The organism is Faecalibacterium sp. An192, assembly GCF_002160175.1.
Taxonomy (GTDB): domain Bacteria; phylum Bacillota; class Clostridia; order Oscillospirales; family Ruminococcaceae; genus Faecalibacterium.
In genome coordinates this window covers 1-20,062 of record NZ_NFKB01000049.1, presented here as the reverse complement: position 1 = coordinate 20,062, position 20,062 = coordinate 1, and the positions used below count along the sequence as shown (strand labels likewise).

The window sequence follows — 20,062 nt, the reverse complement described above, 5'->3', positions numbered from 1 at the left end:
CATTCCTCAATGAGCCAGATTCTAAACTCTGGATCAATCTCTTTTCGTTTGCTCATTTTAACCCTTTCCCTATTTCAGTGTCTCTGTTATAGGGAGCATATCATTTTGAGCACTTGATTATAAGTCTAATAACCGAGACAACCATGCTCCCCAAATCAAGTTGTCAAAATGATAACTTGATCCAACGGGCACAGTATGGTAGATTTAACGTCCGAACTTTAATACAGCGAAGTAGCCGGATTCATTTTGAATCCGACCACTTTAACTTACTGATTTGCTCTTGAGATAAAATGACCTGCTTATCAGTTGGTCAAAATGACCAACTGATATTTATTGGCGACAAGGTACTGATCTTTTTTACAGAGGAAGAGGAGACAACTGAAATCAAGTTCTCAAAATGGGAACTTGATCGGAACCGGTTGGTCTGGGTCAAAATGACCCAGACCACTTCAGCGCCATAAAGGATTGCGTATATAGCGCGTTTTGGGCTTTTCGCTATGTACGTGCGTACAGGGGTTGATGCGTACATAGCGCTGGGAGGTGAACATCTCGGTATTCCAGAAAACCAACGGACAAAATCTGTCCGTTGATTTTCTCACATCTACCGCGAACTTCTGTTGTACAAGATCAAGTGGTCATTTTGACCACTTGATTACAAGGATTGGACCAAAGCAGATGCACTTCCGAAAAGGTTATACAATAAAAAGAATGTGGACATTTTGTCCACACCTACTTCAGACCGTTAAAGATTCCTTGCGAGAAGCGGTGGCACTGGACATTTTGTCCAGTGCCATCAAAACCGAGTTGTCGCCGTGACAACTCGGACAAACCTGTGTGGTTGTGGACAAAATGTCCACAACCACTTTAGTGTCGTAAATGATTCGTGTATATGGTGCGTTTTAGGGTTTTCGCTATGTACGTGCGTACAGAACTTGTACATACGTACATAGCAAAAAGGCTGAGTTTCCTCTTATATAGGTTTTTGGCCGTTCCCAAAATGGGAACAGCCACTTCAATCATAAAAATATGGGTCGGTGACTCGCCGACCCCTTTCTGGCAGGATGAGGGTGTCGTGAAGCACGACATCCATCTGACTTGGAGCGTTTTAACTTGGTTGTGACCAATTTGGTCACAACCACTTCAAGGGAGTAACAAACGGTTACGCCCCCTGAAGCCTTTCGCTAAATGCGTCTGTACGGGCCTCGTACATACGTACATAGCGAAAAGGCCAAGTTCTCCCATATACAGTTTTATCCCCAGGGAGAAGAGGGCATCTCAGGCCGGACCAGAGCTTCGATTCCCAGATAGCCCCATACGCGGCGGCCTGCTGAGTTGGCGATGTTGTTGGTGTGCTCCAGGTTGTACTTTTTCAGGTTGGCAATCACGGCATCGCTGAAGCTCCGGGCTTTCAGGGCTACCAGGTTGTTCTCTTCACACCACATCTTATAAATGGTATAGAGGTCTTTGGAGCTAATGCAGGCATCCGCCTTGAGCCGAATATAGTCCTCGGCCTCCATGAAATCGAAGAAGTTGTTGTTGTCCCGCTTGACCAGCTCCCGGTTCTGCCGGGCGCGGTCACTCTCAGTAAACTTGAAGCCGTTCCTGACCAGACGCTGCAACCCCTCGAAAGCCCACAGGAAAATTCCCTCGGCCTCGGCGGCCATCTTCTCGGCGATGTCAGGGTCATCTACCCGGTCGGCGGGCTTGTCCCTGGTGGTCAGGACCAGTTGCCGCCGATAGAAGCCGTCGCTTCGGTCGTACAGGGCTTGTAAGTCTCCATTGCTGAAAGCCAGCAGCCGGGCATACATCCAGCCCTGGTAGCTCTGCTTGCCTTTCCGTTCCAGATCCATCTGGCCCTGGGCAGTGACAATGGACTTGACGTAGTTGGTCTGCCGCAGGGCTTCCATCCGCATATCGTCATCCACACAGAGCAGGATGTGTTCAAGGTCGGCCCGGGCAAAACGGTTCTCAGAGATTTTGCCGATGCTGCCATCCTTCATATTAGTGCCGAACAGCCTGGACAGAACCACGCCGATCTGGCTCTTGCCTTCACCGCCCCGACCCTTGATTACCATCATCCGCTGGCCCTTGTTGCTGGGAATGAGGCAGTAACCGATAAACTCCTGGACCGTGGGGATGTCCTCAGGGTAGAGCAGGTCAGACAAGAACCGCAGCCAGTGAGTGGGCTGGGCAGCTTTGGGGTTGTATCGGACCGGCAGCCGGTTGCGGACCACTTCCGGTTTGCCCTCCTGAAAGCTGCCGTTCAGATTCAGGGTGCCATTGGCCAGGTAGATGCAGTGGGTGACTGGCCGGAAGTCCTCCACCTGGGCAGAGAGCTTCAGCAAGTCCAGAATACTGCCCACCTTGCGGGCCACGTTGTTGCTGGCGTAGTCCCTCAGTTCCGCATAGATGGTACTCCGCAGAGGCATCTCGTCCGTTACCCGGCCATCTTCGGTAAAGAAGAAACCATTGCAGAAAACAATTTTGTGGGTCGAAATGAAGGTCTCACAGAAAACAGATTCGTTGATCCGGTAGCCTTCTTCCAGCCAGACCGGGTCATTGGAGCTGGGCCAATATTTCTTGTTTTTCATGCAGCCTCCTCTCTGTCCAGGGTATTGTGGCGGGATTCGACCATCGGCAGAAGCTGACCGTCCAGCAGGCGCTTGGCAGCGGCTGTCTTCTTGGAGGCCGGTCCGTAGGCCAGGCAATTAATGAGGTCGTCCACAACGGACATCATGTGCAGAGCCTCTACAAAATGCTCGTCCAGCGGTTCCTCTGGGGAGAGGGGAGCAAACTCTGTTTGCCACCGAATCAACAGGTCGCGGTAGTCGTGTAGGACCCGGAGACAGTAGGCAATATCCTCTTGCTGGGTATCCGAAAGGGCAGCGGCTGGCTTGGGCAGAGCAATTGCACCGGATGGGGGCTTGTCCGGACTGAGTCCGAAGTCCTGGGACAGCTTCCGGGCTGCCTGGAAGCTGCTGAGGCCAAACAACTGGGAGGTGAGGTCGATGACATCCCCGGTGGCGCCGCAGCCAAAGCAGTAATAATAGGTGTCGTTCAGCTTCATGCTGGGGGTATGGTCCTCATGGAAAGGGCAGCGGACCATCCAGGTAGACGTGACGGGTAAGCCATACAAGGCTGCGGCCTGCTTGACAGTGACGGATTCCTTTACAGTTTTAAAAAGATTCATTTGCACCTCGCTGTTCTGGCATCTTGTGGGCAGGGATACAGTACTTCGCCATGGATAGAGGTGTACCTCGTTTCGGGGCACACCTGAGTCCCTGACGAGTGAATTGGGTGCGTAACATTTCGTTCCATACCTCCTTCTGCGAAAAAATAAAGCCTGACTTCTCCTTTCGACTTTTTTCTTCTTGAGCCCGAGAGGGTCTTCAATGTATAATCAGAAAAAGTTCCATAAACTGTAACCCGGTTATGGGCTGTAACCCGATTCGGAACTACCCTTTCACTAATAGGAGAAATCCGGGGTGCAAAACGGAACCATTTTTAAAATTTTTCAAAAAATTTTTTGGAGTGAGGTGGGGGTATGGCGTATCGGAACAAGAATGAACTTTTGGATATCGAAGGTGACTTGTTTGGATGGGACGATGAATCCAGCATCAGTTTGACGAATGAGGCGCTGGAACGAGATGCGGTGGCGGAACGTCAGATCGAGCTTGAAAGCGCCCTGGAGCAGGACGAGCACCCCCTCCATGACGAAGAAGAGCTAGAAACCGAGGAGGAAGAAGCCTCGCTAACCAGTGAAAAGCGGCTGAAACGGGAAATCCGGGCGGAAGCCGTTCGGCGTCTGGAGGAAGCCGCCCGGACTGAGGCGGACTTTTCTGTGGTGATAAAGGAGTGGGACAAGCTGGACCAGAACCGGGAGCGCCGGGAACGGAATTACGAACACCTTCGGGGAGACTTGCCACTGGATTATCAGGCTGTTTCAGAACCCAAACTGATTCCCAGGTGGATGAATGACACGGCGTACCGGCAGATGATGGCCGGAAACTTTCTGGATATCCTATTTAACTGCCCTTATCAGATGCACCAGCTGACCGCTGATCCATTTATCTCGCGTATGATTGAGGAGCTGAGCGAGGATCACAAGGAAGTTCTGTACTTTCTCTCCCTGCGGCTATGGAGTGCTACCCAGCTTGCCTTAGCTCGTGAGCAGTCCGACCGCAATATCCGAAAACTAAGGAAAACCATTCATAGAAATTTACAGCGACAGATGTTTGACTACCTGCATAGTAAACGGGAGCGAGGTAGAAGTCTGACCCTGCGGGAACGCCAATTTATAGAGGAATATTCAGCCCTCGCAGAGGAACAAGGCAAAGATGTTGTGATTCGGCGGGAAAATAAGACGAACCGCAGAAAAGGAAAACCGCCCCTGGCGACAGGGACGGCTGAGGGGGAATAAATGCAGAATGAAGAACTTGTTTGAGCAATCCCGTTCTCATTGGGTGCGGTACGATCACTACGAGCTGAAAACGGCAAAAGACGGCAAACGGTACATCACCCCCGGCAAAGACGCAAAGCCGGAGTTTTACAACCCTCTTAAAGTGGTTCCAGATATCGTACTGGATGCTCTCAATGTAGGAATGCTGATGATGGGCCGCAAACCAGCGGCGGAAGTAGAACGGGCAGTGCTGGAGTTTGTCACCCGGTATGGTTTGTTGGGGTTGATGACCGCCCTGCCCACCACGTCGGCCTTTATGGACTATGAGGCGGTTTACCTGCCGAAAAATCATTTCCTCAAAGAGGAATCCATGGACACCGACCGATATCTGGCTTTGTTTTATCCCTTTGACCAGCTGGACTTGGTGAAACGGGGAATTGAATCCGCCTGGAAGGTTTCTGGGGACCGGACGATGGTTGCCCTGACCATGACCTTTATAGATGAACCCATGGCAAAAACTATGAGCTTCCAGCGGCAGTATGCGGAGCATTATGACTGGGTCGCCCAGCAGTTCAAGGACTGGGCCTTCACGCTGACCACCTCTATCTTGTACTACCAGGACTACCGTTTAATGGATCAAGACGCCCGGGAACTGTACCAAAAAGCCATGGCTGCGTTCGGCGGGATCGCCCCCAGTTACCATATCGAACTGCTGGACAACCCCACCATTTATTGGGATTTTCACTCCCTGCTGCTGGGTATCCAGATGATGTTCAGCTTCATGCTGGTGGACGAGGAACATCCCCTGCGGCTGTGTAAGAACTGCCAGAAAGCATTCCTGGGCAGTCACGTTAACACCACCTTTTGCAGTCCCCAGTGCAAGAACCAGTACAACGTCCACAAGAACAGGGAAAAAGCCAAAGGCAAACCGGAAGAAAACGAATGAATCCGCTGCGGCGGGGCTTTATATACCTTTGTTCCGCAGACAGCAAGAGGCTGGCAGCCTGTGTTTCCGCACAAACTGCCAGCCTTTCTTTGTCGCTCATGCTGCCCCACAGGGGCACCTTTCACGCCATGGGAGCGGGGCGAGATAGCTGCCCACTCAGCCGTTCTCTGCTGCACAAAGGTATAACACACTAGACTTTGGTTCCAAAGTCGTGTGCCAACAGGGATGCTGCTCGCCCCTATTGGGAACCCAGAGCCAAAGAGGGGAGACCCCTCTTTGAAATCACCCCGGGCTTTTCGTATTCCAGATCAAGCATCGAATACGCAAAGCCCCCAGCACCGGTCAATGTATTTTTCCGGTGCTATTCTGTGCGGGCATTAAATCCAAATGGTCCGCACATCTCTGCCGATGGCAGAGGCATATCGTATGGTAGAAAAGGTGCCGCCATACTTGCGCCCATTATAAACAGCAATCACACGCTGAGAATGATCCACCATATAACGGTTCCGTTCCATGTAACAGGAGGGGATATAACTTTCACGGATCACAGTTACCCGGTCGCAAACAAGAAGAAGGCGTTGAAATTCCCTGTTGGGAGTTTGCATCCGGCCCCGGTAGGGGATGGCCGCTTCCAGAGACAAGGCCGGGTTGCGTTGCTTTTCCTCTGCTACGATAGCTGCAAACAGCAAGTCAGAGCCATCTGCAAAGCCTGAAATGAATCGGGTATAGCCGTCCGCAATCGCTGCCTGGATTTCTCGGTACAGGCTGTACTTGACGGCGTTGATTTTGCTCGCAGGTATGTCACGATGTCCAGTAACACAACACGTCTTGGAATCCATCTGGATGCCTCCTTTTGGTCTGCTTCTTGTATAGGCAATATTGCCTATAACACTTTATCTCCATTATAGGCAATAATGAAGATAAAGCAAGACCAGGATGGAGGGAAGCTGGATGATCTCATACGCTCCTTTGTGGGAGACCATGAAAAAGCGCGGAGCCACCACCTACACGCTCGAGTTCAAGGGCGGGATCAGCAGCTCCTCAATACGAAGATTGAAAGCCGGCGAATCTGTGTCGACCAACACATTGGATGCGCTGTGTAAAATACTGGATTGCACATTGGATGAGATCATCATATATCTGCCAGATAAGCAAACATAAAGGATGGAGCTTTAGCCCCATCCTTTTTACTTTGTGTCGGTCAAACTGCCAAATCACTTGCCCTTTTTCTTGATGGTATCTTACAACTCTGCTATAATAGATAAAAACTGTAGATATCCAGGGCAGTGAGGAGAGCGATACCATGGCTTCTAATTTTGATTTTTTGTCAAAATATTTTCCGGTCCTCGCAAATTTTGGCCAACTGGCAGAGAAATACTGCTACAGTGATCCAAACTCTTGCCTGATGAAGTTGGGGATGATCGGGGAAACCATCGTCAACCTGATGTTTACCTATGACCGAATCCCTTTCCCGGAGGAAAATACTGCGGTGAAGCGCATAGATGCTCTTTATCGTGAGGGCTTGCTGACACAGGACTTGGTGGAGATTCTGCACACTCTACGAAAGGTGCGCAATAAGGCTGTCCATGAAAACTACTCCTCAGAGGCAGACGGTTTGGCGCTTCTGCCGATGGCTCATAGCCTCTGTGAATGGTTCATGCAGACCTATGGTGACTGGGATTATCAGCATCATGAATTCGTGATGCCCATTCCCGCGCAACAGGTGAGGGCAGCAGACAAGGCCGCAGAAGAGCAGCAGGAAACCCGCCTGGCGCAGGAGGCCGAAGCGAAAGCAGCCCAGACAGAGGCGATCTCCAAAGACAGCCGCCGCAAGCGCGTTAGCCAAACAGCCAGCCAACGTCAACGCACGGAAGCCGAGACGCGCTTCCTGATCGATCAGCAGCTCCGACAGGTGGGCTGGGAAGCGGATACTGAAAATCTTCGTTTTTCCAAAGGAACCCGCCCGGCCAAAGGGCGGAATATAGCGATTGCCGAGTGGCCTACAGATTCTACTGTTGGAAACCGTGGGCGGGCTGACTATGCTCTTTTTATCGGCTTGCAGATGGTGGGAATTATTGAAGCGAAAGCAGAGCATATCGACATTCCCTCGGTGATTGATTATCAGGGAAAAGATTATCCCCGTAATATCCGACAAGAGGATGCACAATACCAGATTGGGAGTTGGGGACAGTACAAGGTTCCGTTTACCTTTGCGACCAATGGCAGACCTTATCTGAAACAGTATAAAAACAAATCCGGCATTTGGTTTCTGGATCTTCGTCAGTCTTCCAATGTGCCGAAGCCATTGAAGGGCTGGATGAGCCCGGACAATCTTTTGCAGCTGCTGAACAAAGACACAGACGCAGGGAATCGGGCATTGGAACAGATGCCCTTTGATCTGCTGCGGGATAAAGACGGGCTGAATCTTCGGGATTATCAGCTTCGTGCGATTCAGGCAGCGGAGCAAGCTATTATAGATGGAAAAACAAGCGTTCTGCTGGCCATGGCGACTGGTACAGGCAAGACGCGTACCGTGCTGGGCATGATCTACCGATTTTTGAAAACGGGCCGTTTCAAACGCATCCTGTTTTTGGTAGACCGTACTGAGCTGGGAGAACAGGCCCTGGATGTATTCAAAGAGGTCAAGCTGGAAGAGTTGATGCCTCTGGCAGATATCTACAATATCAAAGGCCTGGAGGACAAGGAGATCGAGCGGGAAACCCGTGTCCATGTGGCGACTGTACAGGGGATGGTAAAGCGCATCCTCTACAACGATGGGGAAACTATGCCCGCAGTCAGCGATTATGACCTGATTATCGTGGATGAGGCCCATCGTGGTTATCTGCTGGATAAGGAGATGGGAGATGCTGAGGTTCTCTATCGGGATCAGCGGGACTACCAGAGCAAATACCGCAGCGTAATCGAGTATTTTGACGCAGTGAAGATCGCGCTGACGGCCACGCCGGCGCTCCAGACAACGGAGATTTTTGGTCAGCCGGTTTTCAAGTATACCTACCGCGAAGCGGTGATCGAAGGATATCTGGTAGACCATGATGCACCCCACGATCTACATACCCGTCTGAGGGACGAAGGCATCCACTATCAACCCGGAGACACGGTCACAATCTATAATCCGGTGACTGGTGAAGTCACTAACAGCGAACTGTTGAACGATGAGCTGAATTTTGATGTAGAACAGTTCAACCGGAAAGTGGTCACCCGTCCGTTCAATGAGACCGTTTTGGCCGAGATCGCCAAGAATATTGACCCGGAGAACCCAGAGGAACAGGGTAAGACTCTGATCTATGCGGTTGATGACGATCATGCTGATATGATTGTGGATATTCTGAAGAACATCTACAAGGAATACGGCGTGGACAACGACGCCATTATGAAGATCACCGGCAGTGTGGGCGGCGGCAACCCGAAAAAGGTACATGAGGCTGTTAAGCGCTTTAAAAACGAAAAATATCCCAGTGTTGTGGTTACAGTGGACCTGTTGACCACTGGTATTGATGTGCCTGAGATCACCAATCTGGTGTTCCTGCGGAGGGTAAAGTCCCGCATCCTCTTTGAGCAGATGCTGGGCCGTGCAACCCGTCTTTGCCCCAGAATTCACAAGACCCACTTTGAAATTTATGACCCAGTCGGTGTCTATGAGTCTCTGGACCCAGTTAATACCATGAAACCGGCGGCGGTCAATCCGTCGGCTTCCTTCGGTCAACTGCTGGATGGGCTGGAGGCGCAGGAAGAGGAAAAGCAGATCGCGTTCCAAATCGACCAGATTATCGCCAAGCTTCAACGCAGAAAACGAAACCTGGACAGCAAAACGATGGAACATTTCGTCAGTATGTCGGGCGGGATGGACCCCACGCAGCTGATCCAGCAGCTCAGGCAGGAGACGCCCGAACAGGCCCGGAATCGTATTCTGGCTCATCGGGATTTATTCGAGTTTTTGAGTGGCATTTACGCCAATGGAGGCCGACCGGTGGTTATTTCGGATGCGCCGGATGAACTGGTCAGCCATACCCGAGGCTATGGCACCGGCAGCCGCCCGGAGGATTATCTGGACGCCTTTGCCGACTATGTGAAAACCCATCTCAATGAGGTTGCAGCGCTCAACATTGTCTGCACCCGGCCCAAAGAGTTGACCAGGGCAAGCCTTAAGGATCTGCGTCTGACGCTGGACCGGGAGGGCTTTACCACACAGCAGCTGAACACCGCTGTATCGGAGCTGACCAATGAGGAAATGGCTGCGGACATCATCAGCCTGATCCGCCGGTACGCCATTGGTTCTACCCTCATCAGCCACGAAGCCCGCATCCGGCGAGCGGTGGACAAGCTGAAAAAGGCCCATAAGTTCACCGCCATTGAACTGAAATGGATTGCCCGGATCGAGAAGTACCTTATGGAAGAGTCTGTGCTCAATGTGGGCGTGTTCGATGAGGATGTCCGCTTCAAAAATGAGGGTGGCTTCAAAAGGATTGACCATATCTTCAAGAATCAATTAGAGAGCATTGTGCTGGAACTCAATGAGTATCTGTACGATGATGGAGGGAGAAGCGCATGAATTATAACAACTACCCTTATGGGATTTTTAATCCACAATATTTAAACCAACTCCAGGCACAGCAGATGGAAGAACAGAGAAATCTGGAGCAGCAGAAAAATATTGCTGACATGGTCAATGCAATCTCTGATTTTTGCAAAGCGGCCAGAAAGGTGCACCCTGATTATCAACAGGCGGCATTGAGCTTTTGCATCGCAGAAGTAGTGCGCCAAATGGCAATCGATAACGGAGGAAACCACGCATGACCACCCAGGAAATCGTATCCAAGCTCTGGAATCTCTGCAATGTGCTGCGGGATGACGGCATTACCTATCACCAGTATGTCACCGAGCTGACCTATATTCTGTTTTTGAAGATGGCCAAGGAAACGGGGGCAGAAAGCCAGATTCCCGCCGCCTACCGCTGGGATGAACTCACCGCCAAAAGCGGCATCGAGCTGAAAAAGTTCTACAAAGAGCTGCTGTCCTATCTGGGTGAAAACTGCACCGGCCGGGTGCGGGAAATCTACCAGGGGTCCGCCACCAATATTGATGAACCCAAGAACCTGGAAAAGATCATCACCACCATCGACGGCCTGGACTGGTACTCCGCACGGGAAGAGGGGCTGGGCAACCTGTATGAAGGTCTTTTGGAAAAGAACGCCAATGAGAAAAAGTCTGGTGCGGGCCAGTATTTTACCCCGCGTGTCCTCATCGACGTGATGACCCGGCTGATGAAGCCTCAGCCGGGGGAGAGGTGCAATGACCCTGCCTGCGGCACTTTTGGTTTTATGATCGCCGCCCACCAGTATGTCAAAGAGCATACTGACGATTTCTATGATCTGAGTGCCGATGAGGCCAAGTTTGAGCGGGAAGAAGCTTTCACCGGCTGCGAGCTGGTTCACGATACCCACCGTCTGGCCTTGATGAATGCCATGCTGCATGATATCGACGGCCCAATTCTGCTGGGCGATACCCTGTCCAATGCGGGCAAGGCCCTCCACGATTTCGACCTGGTACTCACGAATCCGCCCTTCGGTACCAAGAAGGGCGGTGAGCGTGCCACCCGGGATGACTTTACCTTTCCCACCAGCAACAAGCAGCTGAACTTTCTCCAGCACATCTACCGCAGCCTGACGACAGAGGTAAACCGAAATGGGCGGGCTGCCGTGGTGCTGCCGGACAACGTCCTTTTTGCGGACGGCGACGGCGAAAAGATTCGCTGCGACCTGATGGACAAGTGCAACCTCCATACCATTCTCCGCCTGCCCACCGGTATTTTCTATGCCCAGGGCGTCAAGACCAATGTGCTGTTCTTCACCCGCGGTACCAGCGATAAGGGCAACACCAAAGAAGTCTGGTTCTACGACCTGCGGACCAATATGCCCAGCTTTGGCAAGACCACTCCGCTGAAAACAGAACACTTCGCGGACTTCGAGAAAGCCTATGAGGCTGAGGATCGCCATGCGGTGCAGGATGAGCGGTGGAGCGTCTTTACACGGGAGCAGATTGCAGAGAAGGGGAACAGCCTGGACCTGGGCCTGATCCGGGACGACTCTGTGCTGGATTACAACGACCTGCCCGACCCAGCCGACAGCGCCGAGGAAGCTGCCGCCAACCTGGAGGAGGCCGTCGATCTGCTGATGTGCGTGGTGAAGGAATTGCGGGCACTGGAGGTGCAGGACTGATGGCAAAGCAGATTTCAATTCCAAAGCCAACTAAAGTACCACATAATTGGTGTTGGATAGAGTTGGGAAAACTGACATCAATGAAAAGCGGATTTCCGTTCGATTCTAAGAGATTTACAAAGAGCAAATCTGCAACTAATCGTCCGTTAATTAGAATTCGGGATGTTATTAATGGGGCGACTGAAACTTATACAGATCAAGAATGTCCAGAAGAGTACGTCATCAAAAAAGGCGATATTTTAATTGGTATGGATGGCGACTTTAATGTGGGAAAATGGCAAAGTGAAGATGCTCTATTAAACCAGCGAGTTTGCTGCATTCAGTCTTGTTCTTCTTGGTATTTAAATGATTTTTTGTTTTATTACCTACCCGATCCACTGAAGAAAATCAATGATGCGACCCCGAGTGTGACAGTCAAACATCTCTCTACCAAAACACTTGCAATCACGCCTGTACCTGTACCGCCTCTTCCCGAACAACAGCGCATCGTTGACCGCATTGAAAGCCTGTTTGTCAAGCTGGACGAGGCCAAGCAAAAGGCCCAAGATGCTCTGGACAGCTTTGAAACCCGTAAAGCAGCTATTCTGCATAAAGCTTTCACCGGCGAGCTCACCGCACAATGGAGAAAAGAACACGGTGTAGGGATGGAGAGCTGGGAAGAAAAAACTTTAGAAAGTGTATGTAATAGTATTTTTGATGGTGACCATATGCCACCTCCCAAAAGCGAACAAGGGATTCCTTTTTTGGTTATTTCTAATGTGAACACAGGACACGTATCTTTTGAAGATACAAGGTTTGTTCCAAAAAGTTACTATGAAGCGTTAAGCGATACAAGAAAACCTCAATATGGTGATGTTTTATATACTCTTGTTGGTTCCTATGGAATACCAGTTATAGTCGATAGCGAAATTCCGTTTTGTTTTCAAAGGCATATGGCTCTGCTGAAGCCTAAAGATATCAATTCATACTACTTGTGGTATATTCTGCAAAGTAGAGAAATGTTTGAAAAGGCTACCGGTATTGCTACTGGAACAGCACAATTAACGGTTCCGATTAAAGGGCTGCGCAGATTAAAGTTTAATTGTGCATCTGCTGATGAACAAACCGAAATTGTCCGCATCCTAGACGACCTCCTTGCCAAAGAGCAGCAGGCCAAGGAAGCCGCCGAAAAGGTGTTGGAACAGATTGACCTGACCAAGAAAGCCATCCTGGCCCGCGCCTTCCGCGGCGAGTTGGGCACCAATGACCCCAGCGAGGGGAGCGTGGTGGAGCTGTTAAAAGAAACGCTACAAAAAACCGAAAGATTTTGTAGCGTTTACGTGCTTGACAATCCGAGCAGTGCAACGTATAATGGTTGCATGAGGTGAACCGGTATGAATAATTTGAGGACAATCCGAGAACTCTACGGTGCCACACAGGAGCAGGTTGCGCAAGCAATCAACGTGAATCGTGTGACCGTAGCAAACTGGGAGAACGGGACCTCTGTTGCCTCCAGCAGTAACCGGGAAAAAATGTCCATCTACTATGGTATAGGTCCAGAGTACTTTTATGACAAGGAACTGACCACAGATGCCCGAGCAGCCATAGTCGAATCTAGTGAAAGAGCTAAAGAGATCAATGAGCAATCAGAGGGAATCCAGGATAAAGAGACTGCCTTTCATAAGGTTTTCGAGTGGATGACCTTTGAGCATGCTTTGAACTTTTATATGCTTTCGATGAAGATGCTTTTGGCAACAGCCGACAGCGGCAAACTGGACAAGCTCAAGACTGCAGCAGCAATTAATAGCAAGATGGGAGAAAGACTCAACGCGATCATTAAACTGCGAGAGGATGAGGAGAAATCCGACGAGCCTACTCTCTTTGACCTCATCGAAAAGGTTGAAAAAAAAGAATAATACCACATATTGTAACGCAAGGCGTGCAATGCACAACATGTAGTTGACATTTATACGAGATTGTGGTAAACTTAACCAGGATTCCGCAGACAAAAGAAAACAGCGTCCCGGCTGGTATCCAGGGCGCTGCATCTTGTGTCTACACAGAATACGATGCTCAGAAACATGATACTCTTGTGCTTTCCTTTGACACAATCATTGTATCACATTTCTGGGCTCGGTTCAAGTTGGCATATTTCACAAAATGTGAAGTATGCTGCAGTATGACCGAGCTTTTCTTTTGGCTGTTGAATAGATAGTTCAAAACCAAAATTGATTGGCCGCATTGTTGCGGAGAAAGTGAGAGTGATTGTTTGTTATGAATGCAACAAAAATTAAGATGAAACAGGGATGTTATAATTCCAAGGATCTCCTGGAAATTGACTCCATTTACATCGAGGGCTGTACCAATCCTGGCTTTTTTAAAAAGGCTGTTCTTTACGACTATTTAAAGGAGCATCCTGGCTCGATCCAGGTAAATATTTACCCGTATCCCAATGTGGTTCCGGCTTTGAGCAGTCGGGGCGAGAAGTATGTTCGCTCTGCCCCTGATGCTTATGGCTATGATGACCTTCTGGATCTGCCGCGTGTATAAGGAGGAAGCTAAAATGGGTAAAAATCAGCATGTTACACCGCACTCAAATGGTGGATGGCAGGTGATTGGTGCCGGAAATTCCCGGGCTACTGTTAGAACCAATACACAGGCAGAAGCCATTGCAGTGGCTAGAGAAATTGCACGCAACCAGGGATCGGAGCTGGTGATTCATGGGGCAGATGGCCGCATCCGCGAGAAGGATTCCCATGGGCACGACCCGCACCCGCCGAAAGGTTAAAAGCAAAGTTGGCAGTTTATGGATACCAGGCATAAACTGCCTTTTATATTTTATTGACGCCCCAAAACAAATCTCTCAGAGTCAAATGAAAAGCCGTACCCTCACCAGGACCATCCCGGAGAGCGTGCGGCTCTTGGTTTATAAAAAATCGCCCAAAGCTTTCTCCTTCAGCAAGAGAGGCTGCGAGCGATTTCATGACATTTGAGGCTTTTAAGTAAGAGTGAACAGTCCACTTGAGATAAATGCGCAAGTAAAAGTAAATTGAAAGTGGACGGTGAAGCAGGGGATATAGGGCTGTTGACCATATGGCTATAGGCTGATAGGACAGGAACGATATCTCATCGGGCATGTTTTTCCAACCAGTAGATCAGGATGCCGACATAGGGTGAATGGGGGGATTCGGTCTGGTACTCAGCCAGTTTGTCCTGACAATATTGTTTGATGCTGCCGGTGGGATGTTTTTTTCGTATTTCCTGCAAAAGCTGGTCTAGTGCGAACTTTCGGTTCTCAGGGAGGCGACGTTCTTTACAGTTTAAGTTGAGGGTGACATCTAAATCGTTTTGCACGGCGGCTTTGTCGGAGTAGATAGTTCCGTCGCTGCGGTATTTAATATCCACAATGGTATCGGCGAGAAGCGGATTGACGGAAAGCGGGCTGTCTCCACGGTGAGCGTCGCAGGTCTTGTGGGCGTTGGAGTGAGAGCTTCTGTTCCCGTCACAGACTGCTAGCATGTTACGGTAGTCAAGGGCCTGACTGGGGGAAACGCTTTGCGGTTGGATGTGCTCAATGGTGGCGTTTTTGCCCTTTTCAGGGATGCGGCACATACAGTAAGCGCAAATGCAGCCCTGCTCACGGATCAGGTTGTCCAAAACAACAGCGTAGACATCCTCTGGCGAGCCGTCCGCCTTATATTTCCCGGTTCTTGCGCCGTGCATGTCTTGATAGGTTGCGCCAGGGAGCTGACGGTACTGGACTAGCTCAGCAGGCTCAGGGCCTTTTTTGATTTTGATCATAGACAGCCACCTCAGCGCATTTCAAGATCCAGACGGACTTCGCAGCCGGTAAGCTCAGGGTCGTCGGGGGCGACCACTTTTCGCAACTGCTCCAGGATATGCTGGGCATCATCAAAGTTTTCAGAGTCGACGGCGGCGTAGAAAGAACGGAACGCCTGAGCGACAGGTTTCGGTCGGGAAGGGGTTTCCATAGCAGCGTTGAGGATACCGTTGGAGTCCCAGCCATAGACCGTATAGGGAACCGCGGTGATACCGGTTTCAGCTAGCTCCAGACTGAACAGGTTACAGTTGGCGTCCACTTCGCTGAGAACCTGCGGCGAGTGGGTTGTCACAATAAATTGGATGTTGGGAAAGGTAATTCGCAAAGCACCCAGAATCCGGCGTTGCCAGGATGGATGCATGTGCAGTTCAATCTCATCAATTAGCACTAGTCCTTCGCCTTCCAGTGGGTTTACCAAATGCGGATTGGCCATGGCAATGCGGCGGGCTAGATCGCCAAAGAGGGCCAGGGTGCATTTTTCGCCGTCGGATAGGTCGTCCACGCGGAACTCCGCGCCGTCCTTATTGACCGTCATTCGCAAGGGACTACGCTTAACCCGTAGATCAGAAACACCGTCCAACATGGCACAGACTGCAGCACGGGCGCATTCGAGTGAGGTATCCCGATAAGAAAGATCCTGCTTCTCGGCTTTTATCTCATTTTCTAAATCCTCTTGGTTGCGGAACCACTCGAAGAAGGTGCGGAAATCAAGGCTGCTCTCGCTGGCCCGCTCCAGAGCGGCTGCCTGGGAAAACTCATGCCGGTTGCGGATGCGAAGGGGAATGTCCAGCACCGAACGATTAGTGCCATAGGTTACAAAGAGCGGCATATTAGCGTTTGCTTGGCCGGAGAGGTAAGCAGATACAAATTCGCCGATGAAGTTGTCGTACATCTCTTTCTGGTTGTTGGAGCGCGCGGGTTTGCCGGGCTGCGGGGCAGTATAGTCCCTCTGCAGGGCAAAGGTCTGGCCATTGAGGGCAAATTCTGCCGACAGGCGCAACGACTGCTGGCCAGTATGGACCATATCAGCGCTGAGGGAACGGAAAGCCGTGCCCTGTGCACTGTTCAGACGGTTGAGTGCAGGCCACATCAGGTAGTTGATAGCAGAAAGAACGGTGGATTTGCCCACACCATTGATACCGGAGAAAACGGTGCTTTTGCCGTTGAGCTCCAGGTCCAGGTTTTTGAGGCGTTTGAAGTTTTGGATATGGAGGGTCATGAGTTTCATGGAACGGCACCTTCTCTTTGATGAGATTTCTATCATTATATAATTGTAGCATAACACGAATTTGAAAGAGATACAAGCGGAACGACAAAAAAGCCATCTCTTTTGGGAGTATTTGACTGTAGCGAAGGAAAAAACCGACCGGCTTCAAAAAAGAGCTACACACTCACCGGGATCATCCCGGAGAGCGTACGGCTCTTTCATTATAATATAGTAGGGGGAGAGGTTAGATCATCTGGAAGTGTTTCAGCGCCTCTCGAATAGCCTTCTCCTTCTCCGGCGGGCACTGGGGCTGCTTGGAATTCTCCGACTTGGGCTTGTTGTAGCACTCCCGCTCGGTGATCCCACACTTCTGCTTGACCTGGGCGATGTACAGGGGAGTCACATTCAGGCCGGTCTGCTCCTTGACGTAGTTTTTGATGGCCTGGTAGGTGGCTTTGGTCTCCGTCGGAGTGGTGTCCAGATTATCCAGCTCGATGCTGAACTCGATATGATCGTCCGGGTTTCGTTGGGAAAGGGAAATTACCGTCTCCATATGGGTGCCGTTGTCCAAACCTATATCGATGGGCTCCGAGAGGATGGGGAGTTTAAAGACGATCGACTTGAGCCATTGTCCGTTAGGCTGGCGGTCATCATAGATTTGAATCTCGGAAATGAGCTCCTCCATGACGGCCCGGCGTTCCTCTGGAGTCATGGTTGCATACAGGTCTTTGAAGTAGATGAGTATTTTGTAAATGTTATCGGCAGTCATCTTGTCTGCTTCAATAGACTTCTTTTTCGCTCTTGATGCAACGAGCTTGGTCTCCTCATCTTCGATCTTATCATACATCCGATAGAGACGGTCGTCAAGGTCGGCCTTCCTTTGGATATAGTGGCGATCATCGGGGTCAAGAGAATCGATCTCTTCTATCAATTTGGATTTGACAGAATAGAACTGCCTCAGTTTGTTCTCATGGTTGGCGATTTCCTGCTCGATAGCAGAAGTATCAACTTTCATGTTGATTTTTGCCTGCACTGTGCGTGCGAGGTTTGGATTACTTACGAGCTTAATAATGACCTCTGCTACTGCATCGTCCAGCAGCTCCTCTTGAATCTGCTTCTTAAAGGTACATTTATATCCGTCCTGCATCTTACGGTGTTTGCAGCCGTAATAATAGAAATCTTTGTACTTACTGCCGTCCTTTTTATACTTAATACTTTTGTTGCCGTATAAGCCGGCCCCGCAAATCGGACATTTCACGATTCCAGAGAGAAGATGGACATGGTTATTGGCTGGTGGGTTGACCTTTTCGTATTTCTTCGCCTGGGCAAGCATCTTCACCTGTGCTTCCTGCCAAATTTCTTCAGAGACAATCGGCTCATGCAAACCATCAACCAGAAGGTAATTGTCCTGCTCCACAAGGTGATATTGGTTGCGCGTTCCATGGACCTTTTCTGTCTTTCGGCGTCCATAGGCTATTTTGCCACAATAGACGGGATTCTTCAGGATCATTCGGATTAGCTGCGAATTGAAAAGGGGAGTTGTCCCGTTTTGCCGCTGAATTTTTCGAATTCCGTGATCTTCCAAATATTTTGAGATGCCGTTCGCACCAACAGAGGTATTCACATAGCGGTCAAAGATGACACGAATAGCCTCCGCTTCTTCCTCGTTGATTACAAGCTGGCCGTCGACCAGTTTATAGCCATAAGGAGCAAATCCACCATTCCATTTGCCCTCACGGGCTTTTTGGATGCGGCCTTCCATTGTTTGGACGCGAATGTTTTCGCGCTCAATCTCAGCAACTGCTGAGAGGACAGAGATCATTAACTTGCCGGCATCTTTGGATGAATCTATGCCGTCTTCCACACAAATCAGGTTGACCCCGAAGTCCTGCATGACTTGCAGGGAAGAGAGGACATCGGCCGCATTTCTGCCAAATCGGGAGAGCTTGAAAACAAGAACATAGGAAACTTGGTCTTTTCCGGACTTGATATCATCCATCATCCGGGTAAATGCGGCACGGCCTTCAATGGATTTGCCGGACTTACCAGCATCTTCATATTGGCCTACAATTTCATAGTCATTGAAATCCGCGTAGGCCTTCATTCGTGACTTTTGGGCATCCAACGAATAACCATCGACTTGCATGGCAGTGGATACGCGGGTATATGTGTATACCTTTATTTTTTGTCGATTCATAACGCTGCCTCACTTTTCATATGGACTCCACTTCAGGAGGTTGTCCCGAAGTGGAGTTTGGACACTCATACCATGATTATTATATCATGCAGATAACTTCTTTTCAACGTTATCAAATGAATTTTCGCCTGATTCGTAATCGGGAAAATCCGAAAGCTTGATTTCGGGATCTGGAAGGCTATCGAGATCGAGCACAGTGGCATATTTTGCGATAAGGTTAGCCATCAGATCTGCAAACCCACTCCATTCATCAACCATGATGGACACTCCTTTCTACACTGGGCCCAATTTTATAGGCCGCAACAATTTCCGGTGGAATCCGCTCCAGAATCGCGAGAGCCTCCTGATACTCCCGCTGGAGCTTGGCATCTTTCAGCTGCTTCAGCACACTCTCGTGAGTCGCCTCGTCCAGAGACTCCGAGAGCTTTTTATTTTTCTTCTTGAGCTTTTCATTCTCAGCCTTGGTACTGGTGAAGGCTGTACTGTACTTTTTCAGCTGGGTTCGCATTTTCTCCACGGCTGGGATATAGCTGTCCAGCAATCCGGAAATCTCGGCGGCCCGCTTCTTGCCGTTCAAGGGACCGATGCCAGCGAGCAGCTGGTCTAGCTTCTGGCGCTGCTTGGTCAGGCGGGTCATCTCTTTGAAGATACGGGGCGGGATATGGTCACGGCCCGTCTGGCTGGCGCTCTCGCCGCGCTCCAGGTCGGAGTATTTGACGACCATGTGCTCCCAAAACTTGTCCTGCCACCAGCTCAGTTTCTTTTTGTTGCCTACAATCTCCTTGGCACTGAGTCTGCCGTCTGGCGTCAAGGGGACAAAAGAAAGGTGCATATGAGGCGTCTTCTCGTCCATATGCACCACGGCAGAGATGATTGTTTCTTTGGCTTGATACTGCTCCAGGAAGTGGAGTGCTTCTTCAAAGTACTGCCGGATTTCGGGCAGCTTCTTGCCCTGAAAGAATTCCGGTGTGGCGGTGAACAGGACTTCCACCAGCCGAACACTGTCCTTCCGGGTGCGGCAGCCGGCGGCGCTGATCTGCCGCTCAGCCTCGGCCCGGTACCGCTGGGGAGGCTCGATCAGGTGGAAGTTGTGCTTGCTGCGGGAAAGGTCAATATCGGGATTACTGGCGTACTTTTCTTTTCTGCGCTCGTTATGGGCCTCGATGTTGGTGATCTCCGGCCCCTTGTACTTGGCGAAGCGCATGATGGCGTATTGTGGTTGGCTCAATGGCGGCCCTCCTTTTTGGCAATTCAATC

The 20,062-nt window shown here is 50.3% G+C and carries 17 protein-coding genes and 1 pseudogene; 10 read left to right on the top strand and 8 right to left on the bottom strand.

Translation table 11 applies throughout. The annotated features are described in order from the left end of the window. Positions 1-1,250: 1,250 nt before the first annotated feature. Complete coding sequence (locus tag B5F27_RS13090) at positions 1,251-2,591, bottom strand: phage/plasmid primase, P4 family (RefSeq protein ID WP_087368406.1); 1,341 nt, start codon at positions 2,589-2,591, stop codon at positions 1,251-1,253. Next, complete coding sequence (locus B5F27_RS13085) at positions 2,588-3,190, bottom strand: CHC2 zinc finger domain-containing protein (protein ID WP_242962193.1); 603 nt, start codon at positions 3,188-3,190, stop codon at positions 2,588-2,590. Before B5F27_RS13085 ends, B5F27_RS13090 begins: the two co-directional genes overlap by 4 nt. 354 nt (positions 3,191-3,544) lie before the next feature. Between B5F27_RS13085 and B5F27_RS13080 the strand changes: the two genes are divergently transcribed. Continuing rightward, positions 3,545-4,420: a hypothetical protein gene (locus B5F27_RS13080; RefSeq protein ID WP_087368401.1), complete on the top strand. Its 876-nt coding sequence runs from the start codon at positions 3,545-3,547 to the stop codon at positions 4,418-4,420. A 7-nt stretch (positions 4,421-4,427) separates the two neighbouring features. Further along, complete coding sequence (locus B5F27_RS13075) at positions 4,428-5,345, top strand: hypothetical protein (RefSeq protein WP_087368397.1); 918 nt, start codon at positions 4,428-4,430, stop codon at positions 5,343-5,345. Positions 5,346-5,722: 377 nt separating this feature from the next. On the opposite strand, the gene B5F27_RS13070 is transcribed toward B5F27_RS13075, so the two are convergent. Further along, a complete protein-coding gene (locus tag B5F27_RS13070; RefSeq protein WP_087368395.1) occupies positions 5,723-6,184 on the bottom strand; it encodes an SLOG family protein in 462 nt (153 codons plus the stop codon). A gap of 97 nt (positions 6,185-6,281) precedes the next feature. Here B5F27_RS13070 and B5F27_RS13065 point away from each other — a divergent pair, with 97 nt between their 5' ends. The 8 genes from B5F27_RS13065 (at position 6,282) to B5F27_RS13030 (ending at position 14,348) form a co-directional block, all read left to right on the top strand. After that, the gene (locus B5F27_RS13065) at positions 6,282-6,506 is read left to right on the top strand and encodes a helix-turn-helix transcriptional regulator (protein ID WP_343214641.1); all 225 of its coding nucleotides are present in this window, start codon (positions 6,282-6,284) and stop codon (positions 6,504-6,506) included. 142 nt (positions 6,507-6,648) lie between these two features. Continuing rightward, a complete protein-coding gene (gene hsdR, locus B5F27_RS13060) occupies positions 6,649-9,915 on the top strand; it encodes a type I restriction-modification system endonuclease (RefSeq protein ID WP_087368391.1) in 3,267 nt (1,088 codons plus the stop codon). Then, complete coding sequence (locus B5F27_RS13055) at positions 9,912-10,160, top strand: hypothetical protein (RefSeq protein WP_087368389.1); 249 nt, start codon at positions 9,912-9,914, stop codon at positions 10,158-10,160. The genes hsdR and B5F27_RS13055 overlap by 4 nt, the downstream gene beginning before the upstream one ends. Next, positions 10,157-11,581, top strand: coding sequence for an N-6 DNA methylase (locus tag B5F27_RS13050; RefSeq protein WP_087368387.1), 1,425 nt, complete (start codon positions 10,157-10,159; stop codon positions 11,579-11,581). The genes B5F27_RS13055 and B5F27_RS13050 overlap by 4 nt, the downstream gene beginning before the upstream one ends. Continuing rightward, the gene (locus B5F27_RS13045; protein WP_087368385.1) at positions 11,581-12,948 is read left to right on the top strand and encodes a restriction endonuclease subunit S; all 1,368 of its coding nucleotides are present in this window, start codon (positions 11,581-11,583) and stop codon (positions 12,946-12,948) included. Before B5F27_RS13050 ends, B5F27_RS13045 begins: the two co-directional genes overlap by 1 nt. Positions 12,949-12,954: 6 nt before the next feature. Next, positions 12,955-13,476, top strand: coding sequence for a helix-turn-helix transcriptional regulator (locus tag B5F27_RS13040; protein WP_087368383.1), 522 nt, complete (start codon positions 12,955-12,957; stop codon positions 13,474-13,476). Positions 13,477-13,834: 358 nt separating this feature from the next. After that, positions 13,835-14,110, top strand: a complete 276-nt coding sequence (locus tag B5F27_RS13035; RefSeq protein WP_087368408.1) for a DUF3892 domain-containing protein — start codon at positions 13,835-13,837, stop codon at positions 14,108-14,110. A gap of 13 nt (positions 14,111-14,123) precedes the next feature. Then, positions 14,124-14,348: a DUF2188 domain-containing protein gene (locus tag B5F27_RS13030; protein ID WP_087368381.1), complete on the top strand. Its 225-nt coding sequence runs from the start codon at positions 14,124-14,126 to the stop codon at positions 14,346-14,348. Positions 14,349-14,686: 338 nt separating this feature from the next. Here B5F27_RS13030 and B5F27_RS13025 read toward each other — a convergent pair whose 3' ends face one another. The 5 genes and pseudogenes from B5F27_RS13025 to mobV all read right to left on the bottom strand — a co-directional run bounded on the left by B5F27_RS13025 (position 14,687) and on the right by mobV (position 20,033). After that, entirely contained in the window at positions 14,687-15,361 is a 675-nt protein-coding gene (locus B5F27_RS13025) for a hypothetical protein (RefSeq protein ID WP_087368379.1), read from the bottom strand. Between the two features lie 11 nt (positions 15,362-15,372). Beyond that, the gene (locus B5F27_RS13020) at positions 15,373-16,629 is read right to left on the bottom strand and encodes an AAA family ATPase (RefSeq protein WP_158098249.1); all 1,257 of its coding nucleotides are present in this window, start codon (positions 16,627-16,629) and stop codon (positions 15,373-15,375) included. A 502-nt stretch (positions 16,630-17,131) separates the two neighbouring features. Beyond that, positions 17,132-18,805, bottom strand: a pseudogene (locus tag B5F27_RS13015) (recombinase family protein); the annotation flags it as partial. A gap of 84 nt (positions 18,806-18,889) precedes the next feature. Next, positions 18,890-19,063 (bottom strand): hypothetical protein, encoded by a 174-nt coding sequence (locus B5F27_RS16960; protein WP_164488786.1) that lies wholly within the window; start codon positions 19,061-19,063, stop codon positions 18,890-18,892. Beyond that, entirely contained in the window at positions 19,056-20,033 is a 978-nt protein-coding gene (mobV, locus tag B5F27_RS13010) for a MobV family relaxase (RefSeq protein WP_087368373.1), read from the bottom strand. The genes B5F27_RS16960 and mobV overlap by 8 nt, the downstream gene beginning before the upstream one ends. Positions 20,034-20,062: the final 29 nt, after the last annotated feature.

What these genes read in the sequence shown, in the direction of transcription:
- B5F27_RS13090 (WP_087368406.1), bottom strand. Translation starts at nt 2,591, where the DNA reads ATGAAAAACAAGAAATATTGGCCCAGCTCCAATGACCCGGTCTGGCTG.
- B5F27_RS13085 (WP_242962193.1), bottom strand. Translation starts at nt 3,190, where the DNA reads ATGAATCTTTTTAAAACTGTAAAGGAATCCGTCACTGTCAAGCAGGCC.
- B5F27_RS13080 (WP_087368401.1), top strand. Translation starts at nt 3,545, where the DNA reads ATGGCGTATCGGAACAAGAATGAACTTTTGGATATCGAAGGTGACTTG.
- B5F27_RS13075 (WP_087368397.1), top strand. Translation starts at nt 4,428, where the DNA reads ATGAAGAACTTGTTTGAGCAATCCCGTTCTCATTGGGTGCGGTACGAT.
- B5F27_RS13070 (WP_087368395.1), bottom strand. Translation starts at nt 6,184, where the DNA reads ATGGATTCCAAGACGTGTTGTGTTACTGGACATCGTGACATACCTGCG.
- B5F27_RS13065 (WP_343214641.1), top strand. Translation starts at nt 6,282, where the DNA reads ATGGAGGGAAGCTGGATGATCTCATACGCTCCTTTGTGGGAGACCATG.
- hsdR (WP_087368391.1), top strand. Translation starts at nt 6,649, where the DNA reads ATGGCTTCTAATTTTGATTTTTTGTCAAAATATTTTCCGGTCCTCGCA.
- B5F27_RS13055 (WP_087368389.1), top strand. Translation starts at nt 9,912, where the DNA reads ATGAATTATAACAACTACCCTTATGGGATTTTTAATCCACAATATTTA.
- B5F27_RS13050 (WP_087368387.1), top strand. Translation starts at nt 10,157, where the DNA reads ATGACCACCCAGGAAATCGTATCCAAGCTCTGGAATCTCTGCAATGTG.
- B5F27_RS13045 (WP_087368385.1), top strand. Translation starts at nt 11,581, where the DNA reads ATGGCAAAGCAGATTTCAATTCCAAAGCCAACTAAAGTACCACATAAT.
- B5F27_RS13040 (WP_087368383.1), top strand. Translation starts at nt 12,955, where the DNA reads ATGAATAATTTGAGGACAATCCGAGAACTCTACGGTGCCACACAGGAG.
- B5F27_RS13035 (WP_087368408.1), top strand. Translation starts at nt 13,835, where the DNA reads ATGAATGCAACAAAAATTAAGATGAAACAGGGATGTTATAATTCCAAG.
- B5F27_RS13030 (WP_087368381.1), top strand. Translation starts at nt 14,124, where the DNA reads ATGGGTAAAAATCAGCATGTTACACCGCACTCAAATGGTGGATGGCAG.
- B5F27_RS13025 (WP_087368379.1), bottom strand. Translation starts at nt 15,361, where the DNA reads ATGATCAAAATCAAAAAAGGCCCTGAGCCTGCTGAGCTAGTCCAGTAC.
- B5F27_RS13020 (WP_158098249.1), bottom strand. Translation starts at nt 16,629, where the DNA reads ATGAAACTCATGACCCTCCATATCCAAAACTTCAAACGCCTCAAAAAC.
- B5F27_RS16960 (WP_164488786.1), bottom strand. Translation starts at nt 19,063, where the DNA reads ATGGTTGATGAATGGAGTGGGTTTGCAGATCTGATGGCTAACCTTATC.